Annotated in this window: 19 protein-coding genes and 1 pseudogene; 11 read left to right on the plus strand and 9 right to left on the minus strand. The window is 57.7% G+C overall.

Features of this window, described 5'->3' with window-relative positions; translation table 11 throughout:
* Positions 1-35: 35 nt before the first annotated feature.
* Positions 36-440: a hypothetical protein gene (locus A6V37_RS26505; protein WP_425262288.1), complete on the minus strand. Its 405-nt coding sequence runs from the start codon at positions 438-440 to the stop codon at positions 36-38.
* Positions 441-586: 146 nt separating this feature from the next.
* A complete protein-coding gene (locus A6V37_RS26510) occupies positions 587-1,570 on the minus strand; it encodes a helix-turn-helix transcriptional regulator (RefSeq protein ID WP_242665814.1) in 984 nt (327 codons plus the stop codon).
* Positions 1,571-1,678: 108 nt separating this feature from the next.
* On the opposite strand from A6V37_RS26510, the gene A6V37_RS26515 reads away from it, so the two are divergent.
* Positions 1,679-2,326: a glutathione S-transferase family protein gene (locus tag A6V37_RS26515; protein WP_064268278.1), complete on the plus strand. Its 648-nt coding sequence runs from the start codon at positions 1,679-1,681 to the stop codon at positions 2,324-2,326.
* A gap of 164 nt (positions 2,327-2,490) precedes the next feature.
* Entirely contained in the window at positions 2,491-2,748 is a 258-nt protein-coding gene (locus A6V37_RS26520; RefSeq protein ID WP_064268277.1) for a DUF6723 family protein, read from the plus strand.
* Between the two features lie 159 nt (positions 2,749-2,907).
* Here A6V37_RS26520 and A6V37_RS26525 read toward each other — a convergent pair whose 3' ends face one another.
* The 7 genes and pseudogenes from A6V37_RS26525 to A6V37_RS26555 all read right to left on the minus strand — a co-directional run bounded on the left by A6V37_RS26525 (position 2,908) and on the right by A6V37_RS26555 (position 11,144).
* On the minus strand, positions 2,908-3,441 hold the full coding sequence (locus tag A6V37_RS26525; RefSeq protein ID WP_064268276.1) for a hypothetical protein: 534 nt from the start codon (positions 3,439-3,441) through the stop codon (positions 2,908-2,910).
* A 68-nt stretch (positions 3,442-3,509) separates the two neighbouring features.
* Positions 3,510-5,882 carry a hypothetical protein gene (locus tag A6V37_RS26530; protein ID WP_064268275.1) on the minus strand — a complete coding sequence of 791 codons (2,373 nt, stop codon included), beginning with the start codon at positions 5,880-5,882 and terminating at the stop codon, positions 3,510-3,512.
* Entirely contained in the window at positions 5,879-6,865 is a 987-nt protein-coding gene (locus A6V37_RS26535) for a TnsA endonuclease N-terminal domain-containing protein (protein WP_064268274.1), read from the minus strand. Before A6V37_RS26535 ends, A6V37_RS26530 begins: the two co-directional genes overlap by 4 nt.
* Positions 6,866-6,875: 10 nt before the next feature.
* The gene (locus tag A6V37_RS26540) at positions 6,876-7,907 is read right to left on the minus strand and encodes a hypothetical protein (protein WP_064268273.1); all 1,032 of its coding nucleotides are present in this window, start codon (positions 7,905-7,907) and stop codon (positions 6,876-6,878) included.
* Between the two features lie 81 nt (positions 7,908-7,988).
* Positions 7,989-8,336 (minus strand): annotated as a pseudogene (locus A6V37_RS43225) (hypothetical protein); the annotation flags it as partial.
* Positions 8,227-9,324: a TnsD family Tn7-like transposition protein gene (locus A6V37_RS40975; RefSeq protein ID WP_165614445.1), complete on the minus strand. Its 1,098-nt coding sequence runs from the start codon at positions 9,322-9,324 to the stop codon at positions 8,227-8,229. The pseudogene A6V37_RS43225 and the gene A6V37_RS40975, both read right to left, overlap by 110 nt.
* Before the next feature lie 500 nt (positions 9,325-9,824).
* Entirely contained in the window at positions 9,825-11,144 is a 1,320-nt protein-coding gene (locus A6V37_RS26555) for a hypothetical protein (protein WP_064268270.1), read from the minus strand.
* Positions 11,145-13,046: 1,902 nt separating this feature from the next.
* Here A6V37_RS26555 and A6V37_RS26560 point away from each other — a divergent pair.
* The 9 genes from A6V37_RS26560 to A6V37_RS26605 all read left to right on the plus strand — a co-directional run bounded on the left by A6V37_RS26560 (position 13,047) and on the right by A6V37_RS26605 (position 18,648).
* Positions 13,047-13,577, plus strand: coding sequence for a DUF6471 domain-containing protein (locus tag A6V37_RS26560; protein ID WP_064268269.1), 531 nt, complete (start codon positions 13,047-13,049; stop codon positions 13,575-13,577).
* Positions 13,578-14,204: 627 nt separating this feature from the next.
* The gene (locus tag A6V37_RS43060) at positions 14,205-14,414 is read left to right on the plus strand and encodes a BPSL0761 family protein (protein WP_064268267.1); all 210 of its coding nucleotides are present in this window, start codon (positions 14,205-14,207) and stop codon (positions 14,412-14,414) included.
* On the plus strand, positions 14,411-15,022 hold the full coding sequence (locus tag A6V37_RS26575; protein ID WP_082902733.1) for an HAD domain-containing protein: 612 nt from the start codon (positions 14,411-14,413) through the stop codon (positions 15,020-15,022). Before A6V37_RS43060 ends, A6V37_RS26575 begins: the two co-directional genes overlap by 4 nt.
* 352 nt (positions 15,023-15,374) lie before the next feature.
* Positions 15,375-15,902 carry an HAD domain-containing protein gene (locus A6V37_RS26580; RefSeq protein ID WP_064268266.1) on the plus strand — a complete coding sequence of 176 codons (528 nt, stop codon included), beginning with the start codon at positions 15,375-15,377 and terminating at the stop codon, positions 15,900-15,902.
* A 62-nt stretch (positions 15,903-15,964) separates the two neighbouring features.
* On the plus strand, positions 15,965-16,330 hold the full coding sequence (locus A6V37_RS40980) for a hypothetical protein (protein WP_131799881.1): 366 nt from the start codon (positions 15,965-15,967) through the stop codon (positions 16,328-16,330).
* 57 nt (positions 16,331-16,387) lie between these two features.
* Positions 16,388-16,675 (plus strand): hypothetical protein, encoded by a 288-nt coding sequence (locus tag A6V37_RS26590; protein WP_064268264.1) that lies wholly within the window; start codon positions 16,388-16,390, stop codon positions 16,673-16,675.
* Positions 16,668-17,669 carry a hypothetical protein gene (locus A6V37_RS26595; RefSeq protein WP_064268263.1) on the plus strand — a complete coding sequence of 334 codons (1,002 nt, stop codon included), beginning with the start codon at positions 16,668-16,670 and terminating at the stop codon, positions 17,667-17,669. The genes A6V37_RS26590 and A6V37_RS26595 overlap by 8 nt, the downstream gene beginning before the upstream one ends.
* A gap of 23 nt (positions 17,670-17,692) precedes the next feature.
* Entirely contained in the window at positions 17,693-18,274 is a 582-nt protein-coding gene (locus tag A6V37_RS42565) for a DUF2442 domain-containing protein (protein WP_075643565.1), read from the plus strand.
* A gap of 62 nt (positions 18,275-18,336) precedes the next feature.
* The gene (locus tag A6V37_RS26605; protein WP_242665813.1) at positions 18,337-18,648 is read left to right on the plus strand and encodes a helix-turn-helix domain-containing protein; all 312 of its coding nucleotides are present in this window, start codon (positions 18,337-18,339) and stop codon (positions 18,646-18,648) included.
* Positions 18,649-18,681: the final 33 nt, after the last annotated feature.

An 18,681-nucleotide genomic window follows, 5' to 3' on the forward strand; every position in this document is an offset into this window, starting at 1 on the left:
CCTGAGACGGACAACGACTGCATCACGTATCAGGACTACAAGCTCACCGGCACGACGCCGGACGCCTGCCCGTCCGGCGTCGTGCCGGTGAGCTTGTAGTCCTGATACGTGATGCAGTCGTTGTCCGTCTCAGGCGTCGGCGCCTGACCGCTGATCATCGAGATGTAGTTGTCGAGGCTCACGTGCCCCGTGCCGTAGTACTGCTGCACCATCGCACCCTGCGAGGCGAGCGTCTGCGAAAGATACGGTGCCTTGCTGTTGGCGCCGAAGGTGGTCGTGTAGTTTTCGTTTTCGAGCGTGATGACGAAAACGTGTCTGATCTGCTGCTGTCCGGTCAGTTTCACCGACGAGGACGACGAGCCGCATGCTGCGACGATCAGACCGAGTAGGGCCGCGCAAACGACCATGAGAATTGCACGCAACCCGCTGCGTTGTGACATGAAAAGCCCCTATGTATTGGCGTTTTTAATGGGGCCGAACTCTATGCAGCGCGTATGACGTCGCCGTGAATGACGCCACATTCCGACAATATATCGGTCATCCCACACGGCATATAAGACCATCCGCAGCGGACAACCTCGCGCCGTTATTCGGTATAGCGGCGATGCAGGGCAGCTGCCACTTCCGACATGCGAGTACGCAACTCGGGCGGCGCCAGTACTTCCGCCTCGGTACCGAAACGCAGTAATTCCGCGCAAGCCTGCCGCACCGAACCGACTGGCAACACCACCGTGCGCCAGCCGTCCACGGGATCCGGCTCGCCGATGCGCGCCGCCGAGCGCGCGAACGGCGACGTGAAGGCCTCGAGCATCTGCATGCCCCACGGCGAGAGACGCAGCGTCGCTTCGTTCGCGTGCATCTCCTCGGACAGACGCTGCGTGCTGTCCTCCCAGTACGCGGCAAGGTCGAATGCAGGTGGCCGTTCAAACGTTTCGTCGAGCAGGCTCAATTCGAGAATGCGCGAAATGCGGTAGATGCGAACGTCGGGGCACACGCGCCCGACTACGTACCAAGCCCCGCTTTTCAGCACGATGCCGAGCGGCTCGATGCGGCGAAACTTCTCCGCCTTCCAGCTCTGATAGCGAATCTGCAGCGGATGCTGCTCCCACACGGCTCGGGCGATCAGCGGCAGATGCTCAGGCTGATCCGCTTCGGAAAACCACGCCGGCGCGTCCAGATGGAAACGCGAGCGCATACGCTCCGCGGTCGCGCGCAACTCGACCGGCAGCGCGGCCAGCAACTTGGTCTGCGCACCGGCCATGACCGCGCCTAAACCGAGCGCCTGCATCGGCCCTGGCAGGCCGCCGAGAAACAGCGCTTCCGCCTCCTGTGAGGACAGCCCATTCAGCCGCGTGCGATAGCCGTCGAGCAGACGATAGCCGCCGTCCGCACCGCGCTCGCTATGAACCGGGACGCCGGCGGCGCTCAAGGCGTCGATGTCGCGATAAATGGTACGCAACGACACCGCGCATTCGTCGGCCAGCAGCTGCGCGGTCACCCGGCCGCGTGCCTGCAGCGTCATCAGGATGGAAAGAAGGCGGCTCGCTCTCATGCCGACAAGTGTAGTCATACCTGACACAAACTGACAGGTATGCAGGCATAGGATGAACGTGTCTCCGGCGCGCTGCTCACCGCCGCCGGTTCTCTTCCACCATGCTCTTTCCGGAAGGTTTCAGCCATGTCGACAGACCGCACGATCACGCTGTTCCACTCGCCCCAATGCCGCTCCGTCAGTGTCCTCACGTTGCTCGAAGAACTCGGCGCGCCGTATGAGTTGAAAGTGCTGAACATGAAGGCGGGCGAGCAGCGCAAGGCCCCCTATCTCGCCATCAATCCGCTTGGCAAGGTGCCGGCGATTCTTCATGGCGATGCGCTGGTGACCGAACAGGTCGCCATCTTCATCTATCTCGCGGACCTGTTTCCCGAGGCGCGCCTCGCTCCTGCGCTCGGCGACGCGTCGCGTGGGCCGTATCTGCGGTGGCTGGTGTACTACGCGGCGTGTTACGAGCCGGCGCTGGTCGACAAGGCGATGAAGCGCGATCCGGCGCCGCCCTCCACTTCACCCTACGGCGACTTCGATTCAATGATCGGGACGTTGACGAGCCAGTTGCAGCCCGCGCCTTACCTGCTCGGAGCGACGATGTCGGCGGCGGACGTGTTGTGGGGCATCGCCCTGCATTGGGGGATGATGTTCAAGCTGGTGCCCGAGACCCCTATCCTGTGCCAGTACGCCGAACGCATTTGCTCGCGGCCGAGCTTCGTGAATGTGAGCGAGCGCGACGTCGCGCTGGCGGCGGAGCACGCAGCGGCGCTCAAAGGCGCTTGACGATTCCGACGGCCGCCGGTTGCATCGCCGTCAGGGTCGCCGGCCGAATCCACGCAGATTTGAGACAATGGACGCCGCCCGCGCATGTCTTCGCAGGACGCGATCAGGCGTAGGCTTTCCCTTTCGTGCCGCTGGCGACTTATTGAACAAGAGATGCTTCAGGTATGAGCAAGACCGTATTTATTCCGAGCGTCCCCGCGACGTCGGAAGACGATTTTGAAATTTCGGCCGGCTCGAAACTCGCCGGCTACCGGCGTTTCTTCGGGCTGTTGAAAGTGGTTCGCACCACCGACGGCCGCGTGCTGTTTCCGTTCGACGGCGCACCGGAACTCGGGCCGTATGCGACCAAGCTGGAAGCAATCGCGGCCGCGCAGGTGTATGGCGAACATATTGTCACCAGCGACCTCGCGCGGCCTGCATAGCAGAATTAGATGCGTTTACAGAACCCGGGTTTCAGGCCACATCGACAAAACACGATGTGCAATCAACACCTTACGGAAAGCGTAAACGCTTCTGGACACATGCAAGTCGCCCGAATTCGCACGAGAATGATGTCAAGCTGATTTCTCCCGGCACCAGAGTTAGAAGCGTTTGCGCGCCGTCCCGCTTGGCTTCGGCGCTTTTCTGTACAACGTCGGGCAGTCACGGACCATCTCTCTCAACTGCGCAGCGGTACGTGGCAATTTTCTCGAGGTCGGGAACACCGATAGCGGGCGCGTGTGAACAAGCCACTCGTCGAATTTCGCACAGAAGTCGTCCAAGCCGTCGTTCGTCGGTGCGTGCTGACGCCGCGACGGCTGCAAAGCATCAAGGATGGCCATCGCGCGATTCACCGATATATGCAGAGCGGCAACGACTGGACCAATCTGCATGTCCATTCGCTCGCTGAACGTATCCGGGTCAAGTTCATCGTCCCAAACCGTGACGGTAATCCGGTCATTCATCAAGTTATCGTCGAGGTCGTCCCAGTCTCCGTAGCCGCACAACTGGGCGAAGACGTTTCTAGCGCGAATCCTTGACAATCGTCGTGCGCCCGCAATCATCCTGAGCCGTAGTGCCATCTCGTGGGCGTAGCGTTTTGATGGGGGAAAGAAAACAGCGTCCCAACCGTTCATAATTTGCTCCTAAAAGAGCCGGCAATACCCGTGCGGGCGAGCCGGCCCATGACCTTTCCTCGCGAGTGCTAGTGGAGATGAGTCTCACCGACGCCCCGGCTACGCGCTAGCTTCTTTTCACGAATTCTTGCCGCGTATGCTTGGTCAGCCGCAGTTGACTTCGATGTTTCCGTAGGCATGGGCGCGACAAGCTGCTTGGTGTCAATGCCAGCAGCAGCGGCCTCCTTATCGCCCCATTTGCGGTCAAACTGTGCCGTGGCCCGCGCCTTGGCGTCAGATATCGAGGTCCCCTCGAGCTCAATAACGTCGCCGTTTGCCTGCAAGACCTGCTCGCGCGCTGTAATCAGTTCATCTTGCTCAACCGTCACGCGGTCACGGCTCGCTCGCCTTCTACTATCGGCCGTAGGTTTCAGCATGGAGGTAGCTTCTAGCGTCATGTCGAGCTCTGCCCAAGACATTTGGCGGATACGCATCGCATCCGCCTCAATTAACTTCAGGAGGCCTTCCTCCCGATTGGGCATCTTCCAGATAAGGCAGTGAGGACTTCCTTCCAAACGCTTGACGGAAACGATAAGTGGACGACGCTGCTCTTTTGGAATCTTCACGTGGTTGTTCCAGAGTGTCACCAGGTCCGCTGACGTATACCGAACCTTGCGCTTGAAATAGACCAATCCTCGGCGGACCTTATATTTCTTCCAAGGCACGAACCTGGCGAGTACGTCCCTTTCCGTCCATTCCCTCCGTGCGTCACCTCGCCGCTTCAACTGCGATGCCTCAAAGTTTTGCGCCGGTGTGCCTTCCCAACCCTCTTTCATAGCGGCGTAGCCACGCAGATACGACCTGTCCGCGGTAAGGTTGTGGTGCTGCATGGCCTTGTAAATTAGCGTTTCGAGCTGCCGTATCGATACACCGCGCGCTCTTCTGGCGCGTCTGCGCTCTTCCTGTTGGACCTTGTCATGCTTCCGGTTATGGCCGCTGGCTTCCTCCTCGCAGAACTGCACCATCAGCGAGTTCAAGTTCTCTCCTACCGGTTTGTAATCTCCTCGTCCTGGTGGCGCCAGTTCGTACGAGAGCCTCATCTCCCCGCAGGCGACCTGAACGTTTTCCTTCGCTGGTCCCGCGCCATTGTCGACAAACACTCCATCGATGTTTCCGTGTACGAGCCCATCACTCGACTCAAGCCCCAACTCCTTTGCCCGCTCAGCCTTGCTTAAAAAACATGAGGCGATGCATCTGCGATAAGCAACCGCGCTCTCACCTCTCAACACAATTTCCGCGGCTAGTACTGCATGAGTATTGCGGGACACCGCAAATATCACCTTCACTTGAGTGGTCTTCCACTTGTTCCTGACTTTCACTCTGATGAAAATTTTTGGGGTGAAGCCGTCAACGTCGACAATCTCAATTTTTCCTTGAGTGTAGTCAGTGGCCGTACCCACTCGAGCACCGTAATATTGTTCATGAATCACTGTCCGATTTCGAACTGCCACCAGGTCATGCTCTACTATCAAGCGCCTCGAGTGGTAACGGAAAGTGTCAACCGTCGGAATCTCGCGCTCGTCAACGTCCGCGTAGTGCTCAAGACAAAGCTTGGCGTAAGTCCTCCCTAGGCTGAAGCGCTTGTTGGCCCAGTAGCGTGTCAGCACATCGACGAACTTCTTCTCGTCATCGAGATTCGTTGGCGGACGCCTGTATTTGACGGGCTTCCCAGTGACTTCGCTTCGTCTTTTGGCTCGTTCCTCCTCATCAGATAGTCGGCCCGGTTTGATTTTCAACGTCCCCACCCGCGTCCTTATGCGCCCACCTTTCTCGTTGTGTTGCGCCAACATGGCGCCGTTTGCACCTCCGAAATGGCAAAACTGATGGAAGAGCTTCCTTATGTGCGACTCCCAACCGTGCGGTTTACCGAGCGAATCCCGGACAAAGCGCTGCGCTTCGAGTCGCGCCTGAGTGTTCACGACCACATCGTCGTTGAACATCATGTCCTCTTCCTGGCCCTTTCCCCCAACGTCCAGGGAGCAAAATGCTTGCACGATTCGCCGGCGCCGTGCGTGGCCGTTAAGCCCCTTCTTTAGTTCTTTTGGGAGTTCAGTGAGCGGCTTCGTCATGTATTCGGGCACTACGGATTCGTCCGCGCGCCTGATGTCCTTCAAGGGCGAGTCAGGCGCGTCGGCGGACCACACATACCACTCTCCCGGCCCCATCGGGGCGCCATTGGGGACGAGCTTAAGCACATGAAGCTGTCTGTCGACCGCATTCCAGCAAATTGCCCGATAACGCACATTCTCGCCATCGCGAAACCGCTTCAGCATCGCAAATCGAAACAGACCTTTGGGCCACTCTTCCTGCGGTTGCTGAAGTCGTACTATCGTCGCAGCGTCCGCCGCACGCGGCTTCAACCTAGATACCGGCGTGAGCTTTTCAGCTTTGGACTGGCTCATGCTCCTGACCTCGCTTTAGCGGTGGCCCTCGTACGCCAGCCGCTACGAACGAGATGCAGCCTCAAGTCCGTATCTAGCTCGTAGTTGTGGTCAAGCTGGAGGAAGCCATATGCAACCGAGGCTGCGAACCTGTGATACGCCTCGTCGAGACCAATGCACATTGTGCGCGAGACACGTTCCATGACCGCGTCCAGGCTACCTCGGCTGCTGCTACGAATGACAATTGGCGCAAACTCTTGCGCGGCAACGTAGAGGGACGGAAGGTTTTGCTCGCGCGCGAAAATGAGGACGAGCCTCAGGTTTCCAAATTCCGTCATCGATATTGCATCACCTCGAATGAGCTCCCAGGTCCATCCTCTTTCTGCCATCGCAGCACGTTCACGCTCCTCGCGGCTGAGTTGCTCGTCTGTTGGCAGATAGCTGCCATGCTTTATGGAGATGGCGTGATACTTCAGCTTAAAGTCTGGCGGCTGGACATACGTGACGATGACATCGATTGTCATCAGGTCCGAACGGCGCATGCGTTCACCTTTCGCCTCAGCGCGCCAATACGCTTGGCGGTTGTAGATGCCGTACTGCTCGCGAAAGTCCCAGACGGCGGGATGCAGTGCGAGCTTCACCATCACACGAAACTCGGACATCGACAGCGCCTGGTGCAGTCGGTCCAGCTTGAAACCTGGAATAATCGCGCGCGTGCTTATCAGTGGCGTACGCGCCTTGAGCAGTGGTGTGTATGCGTCTCCGTGTGGCCATCCAAACGGGTCGTGCGCCGGCAGGACGATTTGGGACGGCGACACGAAAGGCGGCGCCAAATCAAAGATATGAAATCCTTCCTTCGCTTTGACCGGCACTTCGGGAACGACGCCATCGTCGTACTCGAAGTCAGGATGTCGCCAACGTTGAGCCGCGACGTCGAAAGGTGAGATGTAAGTATGTGAGTGGCGACCGCGCTCACCCGGGCGGCCAGTTTGACGCAAGACCATTTGAATTTCCTTAGCTGTTCGCGACGTCGGAAGTCGACTTGGTTGGCGACCGATGAAAGTGTTGTATGGACCGGGCCCTTGCTGGCCTCTCATACGACGCAATTCGTTCTCTCCACTCCGCAGCGGTCTCCGCATTTCGCTTCAGGGCCTCAGGCACACCCACCAGCTTCTCAGCCATACCCTTTCCACTCAGCGCCTTCGGGCGGACGAATCCCCGCTGTAGTACGCGCTGGTCGATGCGCCCGGGATACCGAGTCCCACGCAAAAATTCCGCCCGCGTATCGATGTACTCGACAAGCATCTCAGCGAGCGCCCGATTTCGAACACCATTCTTAAGAACCATCGGCACGTCGTAGCCGGCTGCCGCAAGCGAGTCCTCTGTCAAGACGTCATTAGCCGTGGTCGGCAGAAGTCGCATCAGTTGGACGTGGCTCAACTCGGGACGCTCGCGCCGAAGTTCGTCGTACTGGGAAGCGTAGCGACTGAACAAGCTCTTGAAGTTCCGGTTGATGTAGCTCTGGTGATACTTCGTCCAGTCCTTCCGCGGTGCCGTTTTGACAGGATTGCATTGCTCTTCAATGGTTACCAGATTAGGTTTGTTCATAAAGATTTTCTCCACGTGGTCCCAGCTGGCGTTCAGGGCCCTGAGCATGCTGATTGCTTCAATTGGGTGACGAAGAAACTGTCGACCCTTCAGGATGTTCCCAAACGCTTGACTACGTTCAATTGCGATTCCAGTGCGCTCGACAACCGGTCGAAGCGAATGTTGCGCGAAGTACTCCTTAGTGGTATTCCAGAAAAACCTACCGCCACGTATGAGTCCATGCCTCATTGCCGCCTCCGCAATTGCCTGAGCGACGCTGGCATGGTTGAGATGAGGGAGGTAGTCCGGCTCTAGCAGCTTCGATGCGATTCGAGCGACCTCCATTTCTGTTTCGGCCTGTCTGTCTGAGAGTGATGTGGCCTCGGCAATGGGCTTGAGGCCACAACCGCAGTGATAGCCGGCGTGCAGGACCCGCTCGGGATGCTTCTCGTAGTCCATACATAGTTCGCACGCTTCATACAGCGGGAGACCGTGAAGTCCGCAAAACAAGTTTCCCGGCAGCAGATGGTCTCGGCGCCAAAATGGGCGACCGCAGCAACCAATATCCTCTTCGAGACACCGCACGCATCGCAGCAGCCGGTGCCGGGCCCAGCCCGACCGTGGTCCTGCCATTCCCTGTTTGGCTTGTAAGCCACTGACCGGGTCATCGAGGAAATGCGCCTCGACACAGCGGAAATCTTCTGGCGGGATGAAGCGCGAGGCGAGAGGGGAAAGAGTGTTGTTGGTAAGAACATCATCGACAGACCCGACAGTAGTCTCAAGGATTTCTATCACCGGACGCATGCGACTCGGGAGCATCCATGCGCGATTCGGAGAGAGGTTGTGCTTCGCCACTGTTCGGAGGCGTCGAAGGTACAGCGTGAGCATCTCCCCCTTTGAGATAGAAAGACCCAAGCCGGGCCGATGTAGTCGCCTTAATTTCATGTGTTGTCAGCGAGACCTTGAAGCCAAATTTTGAAACAGTTGCAATGCGCAACCTTGCAGCGCGAGACACTGTTGCGATGTCCAGCGGCTTGCCATCACGAGCGAGTTGTTCAACGGCAATGCCTACGCGTCGGCTAACGAAGAGCTCTTTCAAGCCTGGAAGTTGCGCCTGGCGACCCACCGCTGGCGGCATCGTGGGCAGTCGATTGAAGAGATACTCATTCATGCCGTACGCGAGACGGGTTTGGTATGCCGACGGGAGTGGCTCCCGACCACCGTGATGTTCGCGGAGGTCGACGTCATCGTGGTTGATGGCGACGTTAATGAATGCCGGAATCTCGTGGAATCGCCGTCCGCCTGCCGGCGTACCGGTTGGGTGTTGGTGCTCTTGCAGCCACGGGCGGTCATTCCGGTACAGCCAACTCCAAACGTCGGATAGAGAGTGCCGCATCTGTGTTCGTGTCATCTCCTGGTGCGAGATGCTCTGTTCGAGCCACCTTGCGCGTTTCGATGTTCGCAAGGCCGCATCGACGTCTACCGGCGTCGACCGAGAGGGATACCGCTGATGCAACGAACATGCGGCATCGATGTCGCGAGCAGCGTAATGGAGCAGGACCAGAAACGGTGCGGGCGCCGCCCGGTCGGCCCTTCGCACCGCTCTGATGCAGCAATCGAAAAAGCTCGTATCGTGCACGAAATGACAGAGACGTTCGTCCTCAAAACCGGCGGAGAACAGCTTGCGATACGAGTCGTGCAGTTCCGCCATTCGCAGTTTCCCGTGCTCGGTGACGTAACCCTTCTCATAAAGGATGCTATGAATGCGAGGCCAGAGAGGCTCATGCGGAGCATCGTCGCTGATGGAGCAGGCGAGCTGTGCATATCGAAGTGAATTTTTAGCGCGAGCCTTGTCTCCCTCGCTTGACAGAAGCATTTCCAGCCTGCTGCATTCAAGGTCGCAAACGAGCCTGCAAGCGTGCCGCGGACATCTGGTCACGTACGGGATGCAGTGCACGCAATAGGAGACTCTGCGCCCGGCTGTCACGGTCGCCTGGAGAGCGCACTCTGGGCACTGCAGCCCGTATCGGTTGCCGGATTCGAGCCCCGGCAACATGCGTGGAAACATAGTCCGACTCGTCGTGTGATACGCAATACAGCGCGTCGCTTTCTCCGCCATGTCTGCGGACATCCCGCACGTCGCGAAAGAAAGCAGACTGTACTTTGACAGTACATGCAGTGCATCACCATATGCCAGGCGGGTTGCTTCGCAGAGGCCGGCCGACCTGCACGGCAGGGTGCTGTAAAGGAGTAAGTCGCCTCGAAGTGCACATCGGAACATGCTTCTGACAGCCTCGTCGCCGGTAGTTCTGGCCACCATATCCGCGATGCTTGTGAGCGACTCTCCGGGTTCTGCGGGGATGTAGGTCGGCCCGTTCACGACGCCTCCCCAATCAGCGGCAGCAAAAGAGAGCCAGAATAGCTCTCGTTGACCGCCGGAATTGCCGCGATGGACGTATCAAGTGGAAGCCAGTCAGCGTAACGCAGAGCGCCATCCCGTGCGGTCGGACGATTCGCCCGGACGTGCGCGACTGCTCGGAGTGGGGCACGCTCGAGTTTCAGCGCCTGTTCCGCGAAGGAGGACAGCAGTTCCGGGGTGAGCTCTTCGCCGGCAGTCAGCTCACGGCGTTCATAAATGTGTCGGACGAGTTTGGTGGCAACCTCGGTGTGACCACGCGAGTGCTTCCACAGCTCTTTGTGCAGCCAGTCAGGCATGACGTGGTTGAAGACGAATCGGAGATAGTTGTCCCATAGATACTCCGTCCACAGCCCCCATTGGGCCTCCTCAAGTTCGAGCGCTGCGATACTGACGCCTCCCTTGCTGTAGAGCGGTGAGGCTGTGGCTCCAAGTTCGACGAGACGAGAGGCCGCTCCCGTGGACCCAAGGCAGACAAGCGGCACGCCTGAGAGCTTCGCAAATTGAGAAAGCTCGCCGAGGAGGACCGAGGCGCCACTTTGCTCGAGTGCTTTCGCAGTGATGTCCGGAACGAGTATCACGCCAATGTTGTGCTGGATGCATAGGGCACACATCGCGAATGCGCACTCATCTGGGAGTCGGTGAAACGGACCGGTCGTTTCATTTGCATAGCCCGTTTGCGCCGCACTGTCGATTGCGTGCAGCAGAGTTTTCACGAAGCGCTTCGGAGAGCCATTTGGCGGAAACCGGACCGTGAGCGACTTGACCTTGTTGACTTCGATTGGACCTCTGTGCGGAGTGTTCACGTAGAACCACTTGCTCTGCGTGCCAACATAGTCTTCGATAGCTTTCACCAGTGTGTCCTGGCCCATCTCGGCGGGCATGAACACGAAAATGCCTCGAGCTCCACCATTGCGGACGGATATAGCTTTTGTAGGGATGGCGTGCCCGTGACAGTCCTCGGTCTCAGCTAGGACTGCTGACGCGTTAAACATCAGGCGCTGGTACTCAAAATCCGCCGGATTACGCTCAAACGTGCTGAAAAACATCGCCTCAACGATTGCTCGAATCAGATGCGCTTGAACTGAAGTGGGGAAGTTGGCAACACCGTCGGACTCCATGCGGCCATTGCCAAGCCGGGTAGGCTCCACGGTTAGCCTGTCCATCGCATCGTCGAAACCATTCCAAACCGGCAGGTAGTCCAGGCAAGGGTTGTTTGGAACTGGAGATGGCTGAAGCACCTCAATTACGCCATCAGCGCCGCTCTCTGTGGTCGTCATCACGCGGACTCCCGATTCGGGAACACGGCCCCGCGCAAATGTCGAGATGCAATTCGCGGCCGGAAGAAGCCGATTCCTTCGCCGGCTGCCGCGAACCAACGCAGACCCGGGGCAAATGCGCTTCCGCGCTGGCGCGAAGGAAATCGAACTGCGTTTCGTCCGCCGATAGACGCATCAGCGCGCCTGAGACACGATTTTCCGCTGCTATGAAGGTTGGCAGGCGCCACATCGGGCGTTGAGTCTAACTTACTGAAATACAACACTTTTTTGCCTCTCGCGAAGACGCATTTGGGACGAGTAGGCCCCTGCCTTCCGGGCGAAGGCATAGGCGCGAGTTGACGCCGGCTCGCGCTCGTGAGAGACTGCAGTTGTCTGAACTGCGGTGTGTCCCTTTCGAGGGTGCGCCACGACAAAAGGGGACGGTTGCCGCTGTCCCTTTTTTCGTTTACCGGTCGTCTTTAGTCGATTGAATCCGTCGACCAAGCGGTGGGTCATCGGTTTCTTACATTTCTTACTCCTCGCGCGGTTCCGCGCTGGTTCGATTCACCGCGATGATTGCCGTCATCGCGATGCCTTACATCAAGTGCCTCAGGTAGGTGTTCGATGACTACCGTGCCAACCCGTTTTCCCGATACGCTCGCTCATCAGAGTTACACGCCCTGCTGAGACAAAATTCGTTGGCCCCTGCCTTGGCGCCGCGCCGCTTAGAGGTTCGCGATGCGGTCCGAGTCGGGCACAACTGCAGTATGCTCATCTGGACATCGGGCTCAACAAACTTTAGCCTCGAACGTTTTAGATAACTTTAGAAGCGGCCTCCCTTCCGTATCTTTTCTTCCGCGGCATGTCTCTAGGACCCATGTGATTCAAAGTGGAGGGGATAATTTCACGCTGAGCGGTTCGTTGCAAGAGGTCATGTTTGATTCTCAATGCCGTTCGTGGCAGTGTCGAGGCGTTTTCCCTTTCTGAACAAAGAATTGGCAGTCTCAAAAAAATTCAAATCTTTTTTGAGTCAGCGGGACTTAACGCGTTTCCGACGCAGAGAAAGTTTGGATGCACAATTCCCGCCGACCGTCAATAACCCCTCCAGATTTCTAAAAAAAGGCCGGTATTTCTTAAAATTTATAATTTTTATAAATTACTTACAAATCATATGGTTATGATGTTAGATATCCTCATCATATACACAGTGTATGTGCTGGTGAACACAATGCTGACACCTAAAGTCGAGTACGAAAGGCTTATTTCATCGGGCTTCCGTGCGCACGCCCCGAAAAATCTAAAATAAATTTACTGCGCAATCGCGGCCAAATCGCACCAGCACGTTCGGGCTATCACTTTATATAATCTCGTATGCATCTTCATACGGGCCGCTATAACGGCTGAATGCAAGTCGGCTATAAAATGAAGCCCAATCCTGGTCACACGCCCCTCCGCTTTAAATGAGCGACTACACGCGTGTTCCAGTGCCAGCCACGTTGGCGCAAAATCTCCGCCCTCCGCGTAACGACACGGATTGCTATCGGAGGTCCGGTGCATTACGGTAGGCGAGGCGCACGCACCGTTAAGTTGCGCAAAGAACCCCGCGGTTTGCAAACGTTTATTTGAGTTGCCTGATATGCACCCTGCAGGCCGGCAAATGAGATAGTCGTCGGATGCACCGTGGGCGCCGTCAGCGAAATCAACCGGACGATATCGCTGGCGTCACCCGGCGTGAGGCAAAGGGGCGACGGTGAAAGCTGGTGGTCGCCTGCCCATCCATCTAGAATCGACTGCTGGCCGTCAGTTCTGCGTACCCCCGGTGCGGTGGGTACTCGCATGTGCTGTTTTTTTATCTTGCCAAAGTGAGATTTATCTCTCACTTGCAGTCTAGGACAAACGCGGTAGAAAACAAGGAAATCTGACGTGAGCGAGGTCGATTCGGTTTGGCAAAGTCTCGCATCTAGAGTTATCCGCGTTGCGCTCGCGCGCAAGGATAAGACCTATGCCGAGCTCATCGAGGAGCTTGCCGAAAGCGGTTCGCCGGAGTCGGTACGTGCGCTGACGAACCGAATTTCACGCGGCACAATGAGGCTGAGCCTCCTTCTCCAGGTAATCTCCGTAACGGGAGCTACTGCGCCAGCCCTCTGGCAGGCTGCCATCCACGCAAGCGGTGATTGGGACGACAGGGCGAGCGCCGTGGTCGCAGCAGAGCTCGCACGTCAGCCATGGGTGACGCCGGCCGAGTTAACTCGGCGTCTAGGACAGATGGGCACGGACATCTCCCAGCGCACGCTCACCGGTCACCTAACTTCCGGCTCCGTCGCACTCTCCCTATTTCTTCAATGCATAGCCGCGCTCGGTAGCAGTAGCCTCGAACACTACCTGGACTTCGCCGATTTGCATGCGGCCGCGAATTTCGACCGCGAACCTCTGGAAGGCAACGAGAGCGCCTGACCCCAAGAAGATGGACTGCGCGCCGTTCTACAAGTGAACTGAGCGCTGCCGCCCCATTTCGCGGAGCTTGTGTTCTCTCGCAAACGACCTAGAATGAAAATGAGATATTTATCTCACTTTTGAAGCGTCGCCAAACGAAAATCAGACATGACTCTTTCCTCCCCTTGAGCCTTACCTTAGTAGGCTCGCACCGCCTGCATGCTTTAGAAAAGCGCGACCCAGCGCCCTTAAATGGCCTGCGAGGTTTGTGGACAGTACCGGCCCAACCACCGATTCGCGCCCACGTCAGATTGCGGAGTCGAGTATGCCCATATGGATGGCAGCTTCGGTGAGTGAGCAACCGGTCATCGAACTACTACAGTGGCGAATTTTCGAGATTGTTCCAGATGGCGAGCGCCACTTTGTCGGGAGGAACGCCCAGAGCTACAACGGCCGCGTCAGTTCTTCCATTCAACTCCTCGACGCTGACAGGCGACAAGGCATCACGTTGTCTGGACGGGTGTATGTGTTGATTGGACCTCCGGGGTTCGCCAGCGTCTGTCAATACGTCTGGGACCAATGGTGCGAACGCAACCAAGTCTCGAGTTACCACGACGTTACGGACGAGCTATCCGAGGAAAATTGGCAATGACAACCTCTGACGAAAGAACGCGGGCTGTCGTCGACACTCGGCAGTTGCTTCAGACGCTAGCCGCTGGGGAGGAGATTGCCATGGCCAATCTGGTGAGCGCTGTCACCATCGGCTTGCTCCTGCACTACCCCCTCGACGTCGACCTAGCCAAATCCGCCGCCGCTTTGCCGGGAATCTGGGGTACACCTAAGAGCAAGCGGACATGAATCAGGACTCGCCGCGAGAAACGGGCAACGCCCTTGGCGACGGGACGCGCACTCCGAATTCCCTGACGGCTGCCTCGGCCGTGCTCTACACGGACCTCGACCACACCTTGCATCGCAGCGACGCGTACCGAACGAAGCACGGAATCATACCAGGGTCGCCTGACACCCCATTCTTCGAGTTCGCCAACGTGCTTGAGCAACTTCTCGCTCCGTTCAAAGAAGTCGTTATCGTGCTGAGCACATCGTGGGTGCAGGAGCTGGGATTCGAGGAGACACGGTCCCGCTTCCCGACTGCCTCGCTACGGGCCCGAATCGTTGACTCAACCTATCACCCGGGAGACGAGCTCGCGCCTGTATGGGGCTACATCACAAGGGGCGCCCAAGTCCTTCGGCACGTGAGGCATCACAGGCTCACCCGCTGGCTTGCAGTCGACGACGACCGGCAAGGCTTTGACGGCTACGAGTCTCACCTGATTCACTGCCAACGAAGCGTCGGCCTCGGGGACAAAGACGTGCAGGAACTGTTTGCTCGCCGTCTCGAGCTAATGTTCGGCACTCCGGATTCGCTCTCTTCCGACGTCTCTCCGAAACCGGAGTGCCCGAGGTGAAGGCCAAACGACCGAGAGTGCGGAACGCATTCAGTCACGGGACAACTCGCGTTCTTTCCTATGCGCTTAGCGGGGTCGCGAAAGAGTTGGCGCGTCTGCTGAGACTACATCAGACGCGGCGCCGGCGTGCGCTCACCCGGCGCGGTGAGCACGGAATGTCGAAACAGCTGGTCTTTCGCCTTCTGTGCCGCGCGTTTCACAACGCGATGCTTAGCCCCCGTAGTGACAAGGTGTGCGCGGCAAAACAACGGAGCGCGCTGCTATATGTGCTGGCCGCTGCTGACGTGCCATCGACGCTACATGTGCCGGGCGTACCAACGGAACTGCGCCGCGCGCGCAAACGGAGGAGGCGATGACGACAATTGAGCATCTCAATGAGTTGGCCTCCGATGCCCCAACGCTCTATCTCAGCTACGGGGGTGTATTGAACATCGGACACGGACTGATGGACGACAGCGGCGTTGTGACTTTGGACTCAGGCCGGATGCTGTTCGAGTTCGCGCCCTATCTTGTGGAGGTCCTCGCACCTTGGCCTCAAGTTCAGATAATCGTCACCACCTCTTGGCTGCAAAGCTTAGGCGCAGGTAAGACCATCGCGCTGCTACCAGACCAGTTGCGTCACAGACTGGTCGCGACGACGCTCCACACGCCGCCTCGTCTAAGCGAAATCAGCAATGGCTCTGCCAAAGCCATGACCGTCATTCGCCATGCCGTGAAGCATGGCCTGACAACTTGGCTAGCGCTTGATGACGAGGCTTGGGGCGTGCCATCGGACTTTGAGCAGCATTTTTTGCACACAGACCCGGAAACGGCACTCGGCGCACCAGAAGCACGCAAACAACTTCGGGAATGGCTTGCTGTCAATGGCAGCATGCAGTGATGCCGGAGAGACGTACGAGTCTCCTTGCTGGCCGGAAGCCGACGCACGATGGATGCGAAATCATGAACAAAAGTGAGAGTTGGCGTATGGCTGCAAGTCGCGAATATCTGCGTGATGCAAAGCATGGCGAACTGTCACCGGCGACGCGCCTCAAATGCGCCTGGGAAAGCCTTTATTATTGTTGCTGCGAAGTCGCCGAGAGACGAGGTGGGAGCATTGATGGCCTTGACCATCCTGATGCAGATGTCGTCGAGCATCTGCTGGTGGCCCTCTCTGCGTCCGCGGACGAGCGACTTCAGGTCGACGCGTTTTTTCGCTGGACTTCGAACATGGAGACATGGACGCTTGCCCCATGTTCTCCCGCGGAGGCGTACGACCTCGCCGAAGCTCTTCATCTACGAACCGCCGCATTTCTATCGGCAGCGTAATGTTTCAAGGTCCTCTCCAGATTGCGTCGGACTTCCCTTCAAGAAACAGAGGCAGCCATGAAAGTGCGAGATTTGCTGCGAAACCTGGAGGCGGCCGACGTGGATGCCGTCGTTCTATATCTCGCGCCATACGCCGATGAAAGCGAGGCCGATGAGATTGTTCAGGTCAGGGTCTCGAACGAACTCTGGACCTGCGAGCGCCACCGCTCCAAGGATGGTCGGATTGACAAGATTTATCACCCCGTGGTCGGCGGACTATCGCTTGCCTGGAACGAAACGACGGACCAGCATCGGCCCGAGCGCGCGGTCATCTTGTCTTCAACCCTAGGAGCTCAGTATGGCTAGCGGCGGCTGGGATATCGCGATGCGCCGCATCGACCAGCAGTACGACCTCCCTCAATTTTTAGCCTCATCGCTTGTGCGCAAAATCGCAGCCAATGGCTTCCGGTTGCCGCCGACGGACCGCGTCACGTTCCAAAAACTACCGGATGAGGTGATTGAGCGCATAGAGCAAATTGTCCGCGACGCCTACATCGAAGCCGGCGGAGATGTTGGCGGCGAAGTATTGAGCGAGCATCTCCGGCAGCAGTCATTAACTGCGCGGCGTGAAATGATTGCAAATGGAGAACTGCTGGCACCGAGTGACTTTAGGAAGCGCATCGGCGTGACTGAAAAGCGACTCGCGCTCCTTCTCGAAGATGGCAGCGTGTTCACCGTCGAGGTCGACGAAGCCTCATACATTCCTGCTCTGCTTGCAGCCCCGGCACATAATCGAAGGCGCCTGCATGCAATTTGCCGAATCATCGTTCCTGCTCCGCCATTGAGCCGACTTGATTTCCTCTCGTCGCAGCGAGGTAGTTTGGGTGGGCGCCGTCCCCTCGATATGCTCGACAGCGACGTTGATTTCAAAGCGGTCAAAAGGATAGCTGCGGCGTGGGCAGCAGAGTGGTCGCGCACCGTCGTTAAGTTGTATGCGGGTGACCACCAACTCGAACCGAGCGATGTTGAACCGCTGTACACAGCGACAACGGAAATTGACCCTAGGAAACCGCTGTGGACACGAGCATCCGAAGCGCTTCACTTGCACGGACACGAATGGCCGCTAGACCCACATCGAGTGATTCCGATATTTACCCTATTCGTTTCGCGACAAGCGGTTGGGGATTCCACGCCAACACCGGAAGCTTGCGTGCAAGTTCTTGTCGTCGGTGAGCGCATTCGAATCCGAATAGTCGCTGCCGCGGGCACTGTGCTCGGCTCGCAAATAATAACGGCCGGCAAGTACAAGACGTTTGTTGACATAGCGAAGCAAGTCGTCGCTTATCTGCTCAAGCACTGACCATCGGCTGTGAGCCTGAGAAAATGATAGACCCCAACCCACCGATAGCAATCAGAGTAACCGTAAATGACAAGGACTTCACCGTCTCGTTGAGGGACGGACGCATATTTCGGATTCCATTGCGATGGTTTCCCCGATTGCTAGCAGCGACGCCCGACCAGCGAAACGATGTTCGGGTCTCCGCGTCCGGCGCAGAGCTGCATTGGGACCAACTTCACGAGGACATCCGCGTCAGCGGACTAATGCGTGACTACGAACCGCTTCTTCTTGACGAGACGTTGAGTTCACAGGTTCCCAACGACTTTCCTTGGGACACGACACCCGCATCACTCGCCGGCGCACAGCCCAAGCTCGCCGGGCGGAAAATTGCAGGACGTTTTGTGGTCGGTCTCACGGCGCCAGAACGCTATCAGCGATGGGATGTATGCGAGGACCTCGCGCAGCAGTTGATGCCAAAGGCACTCAAAGACGCGGCGAAGTTTCCCCAAAATTCGCGTGATGTGACGCTGCGGCGCATCAGACGGGCCATTGAAGGCAAAGGGTGGACGAGTGTTGTGGAGACGGATTGGCTGATAGAACGGCTTCGCGTCCTGCTTGAGCGGTAGCATGCGACTGCACGAAGGCCCACATGTGCGTCGACCTGCTGCAAGTGTGGCGCGAAAACTAGTTGCTGCCGGCGGTGCCTACCCTGCGCAGCGACAACCGGCTGCGCACGTCGCTTTTGTCCGTGCGGCGAGAAAATCACGCAGAAGTGACTATCGTGACCATTGAAGAAGCAGCGAAATTTCTCTTCGTCAGCCGGGCGCACATTCGCCATCTTCTTGAGCGTGGAGAATTGGTCGGGGTCAAACGAGAGTATTCGGGCGGTCACGTCGATGTCGATACGACTTCGATTCAAGCGTATCGGGAAAAGCGCAGGGCAGCTCAGCGAGCCTATATGGATTCGCAGACCGAAGACAACGACCCGCCTGGGCTTTAGTACCCTCCATGAGCCCGCGATGGCCGTTCTGAT

The organism is Paraburkholderia ginsengiterrae (genome assembly GCF_001645125.1).
Classification (GTDB): domain Bacteria; phylum Pseudomonadota; class Gammaproteobacteria; order Burkholderiales; family Burkholderiaceae; genus Paraburkholderia; species Paraburkholderia ginsengiterrae.

Coding starts and splice junctions, on each gene's coding strand:
- A6V37_RS26505 (WP_425262288.1), bottom strand. CDS start 440: ATGTCACAACGCAGCGGGTTGCGTGCAATTCTCATGGTCGTTTGCGCG.
- A6V37_RS26510 (WP_242665814.1), bottom strand. CDS start 1,570: ATGACTACACTTGTCGGCATGAGAGCGAGCCGCCTTCTTTCCATCCTG.
- A6V37_RS26515 (WP_064268278.1), top strand. CDS start 1,679: ATGTCGACAGACCGCACGATCACGCTGTTCCACTCGCCCCAATGCCGC.
- A6V37_RS26520 (WP_064268277.1), top strand. CDS start 2,491: ATGAGCAAGACCGTATTTATTCCGAGCGTCCCCGCGACGTCGGAAGAC.
- A6V37_RS26525 (WP_064268276.1), bottom strand. CDS start 3,441: ATGAACGGTTGGGACGCTGTTTTCTTTCCCCCATCAAAACGCTACGCC.
- A6V37_RS26530 (WP_064268275.1), bottom strand. CDS start 5,882: ATGAGCCAGTCCAAAGCTGAAAAGCTCACGCCGGTATCTAGGTTGAAG.
- A6V37_RS26535 (WP_064268274.1), bottom strand. CDS start 6,865: ATGGTCTTGCGTCAAACTGGCCGCCCGGGTGAGCGCGGTCGCCACTCA.
- A6V37_RS26540 (WP_064268273.1), bottom strand. CDS start 7,907: ATGGACTACGAGAAGCATCCCGAGCGGGTCCTGCACGCCGGCTATCAC.
- A6V37_RS40975 (WP_165614445.1), bottom strand. CDS start 9,324: ATGCTTCTGTCAAGCGAGGGAGACAAGGCTCGCGCTAAAAATTCACTT.
- A6V37_RS26555 (WP_064268270.1), bottom strand. CDS start 11,144: ATGACGACCACAGAGAGCGGCGCTGATGGCGTAATTGAGGTGCTTCAG.
- A6V37_RS43060 (WP_064268267.1), top strand. CDS start 14,205: ATGACAACCTCTGACGAAAGAACGCGGGCTGTCGTCGACACTCGGCAG.
- A6V37_RS26575 (WP_082902733.1), top strand. CDS start 14,411: ATGAATCAGGACTCGCCGCGAGAAACGGGCAACGCCCTTGGCGACGGG.
- A6V37_RS26580 (WP_064268266.1), top strand. CDS start 15,375: ATGACGACAATTGAGCATCTCAATGAGTTGGCCTCCGATGCCCCAACG.
- A6V37_RS40980 (WP_131799881.1), top strand. CDS start 15,965: ATGAACAAAAGTGAGAGTTGGCGTATGGCTGCAAGTCGCGAATATCTG.
- A6V37_RS26590 (WP_064268264.1), top strand. CDS start 16,388: ATGAAAGTGCGAGATTTGCTGCGAAACCTGGAGGCGGCCGACGTGGAT.
- A6V37_RS26595 (WP_064268263.1), top strand. CDS start 16,668: ATGGCTAGCGGCGGCTGGGATATCGCGATGCGCCGCATCGACCAGCAG.
- A6V37_RS42565 (WP_075643565.1), top strand. CDS start 17,693: ATGATAGACCCCAACCCACCGATAGCAATCAGAGTAACCGTAAATGAC.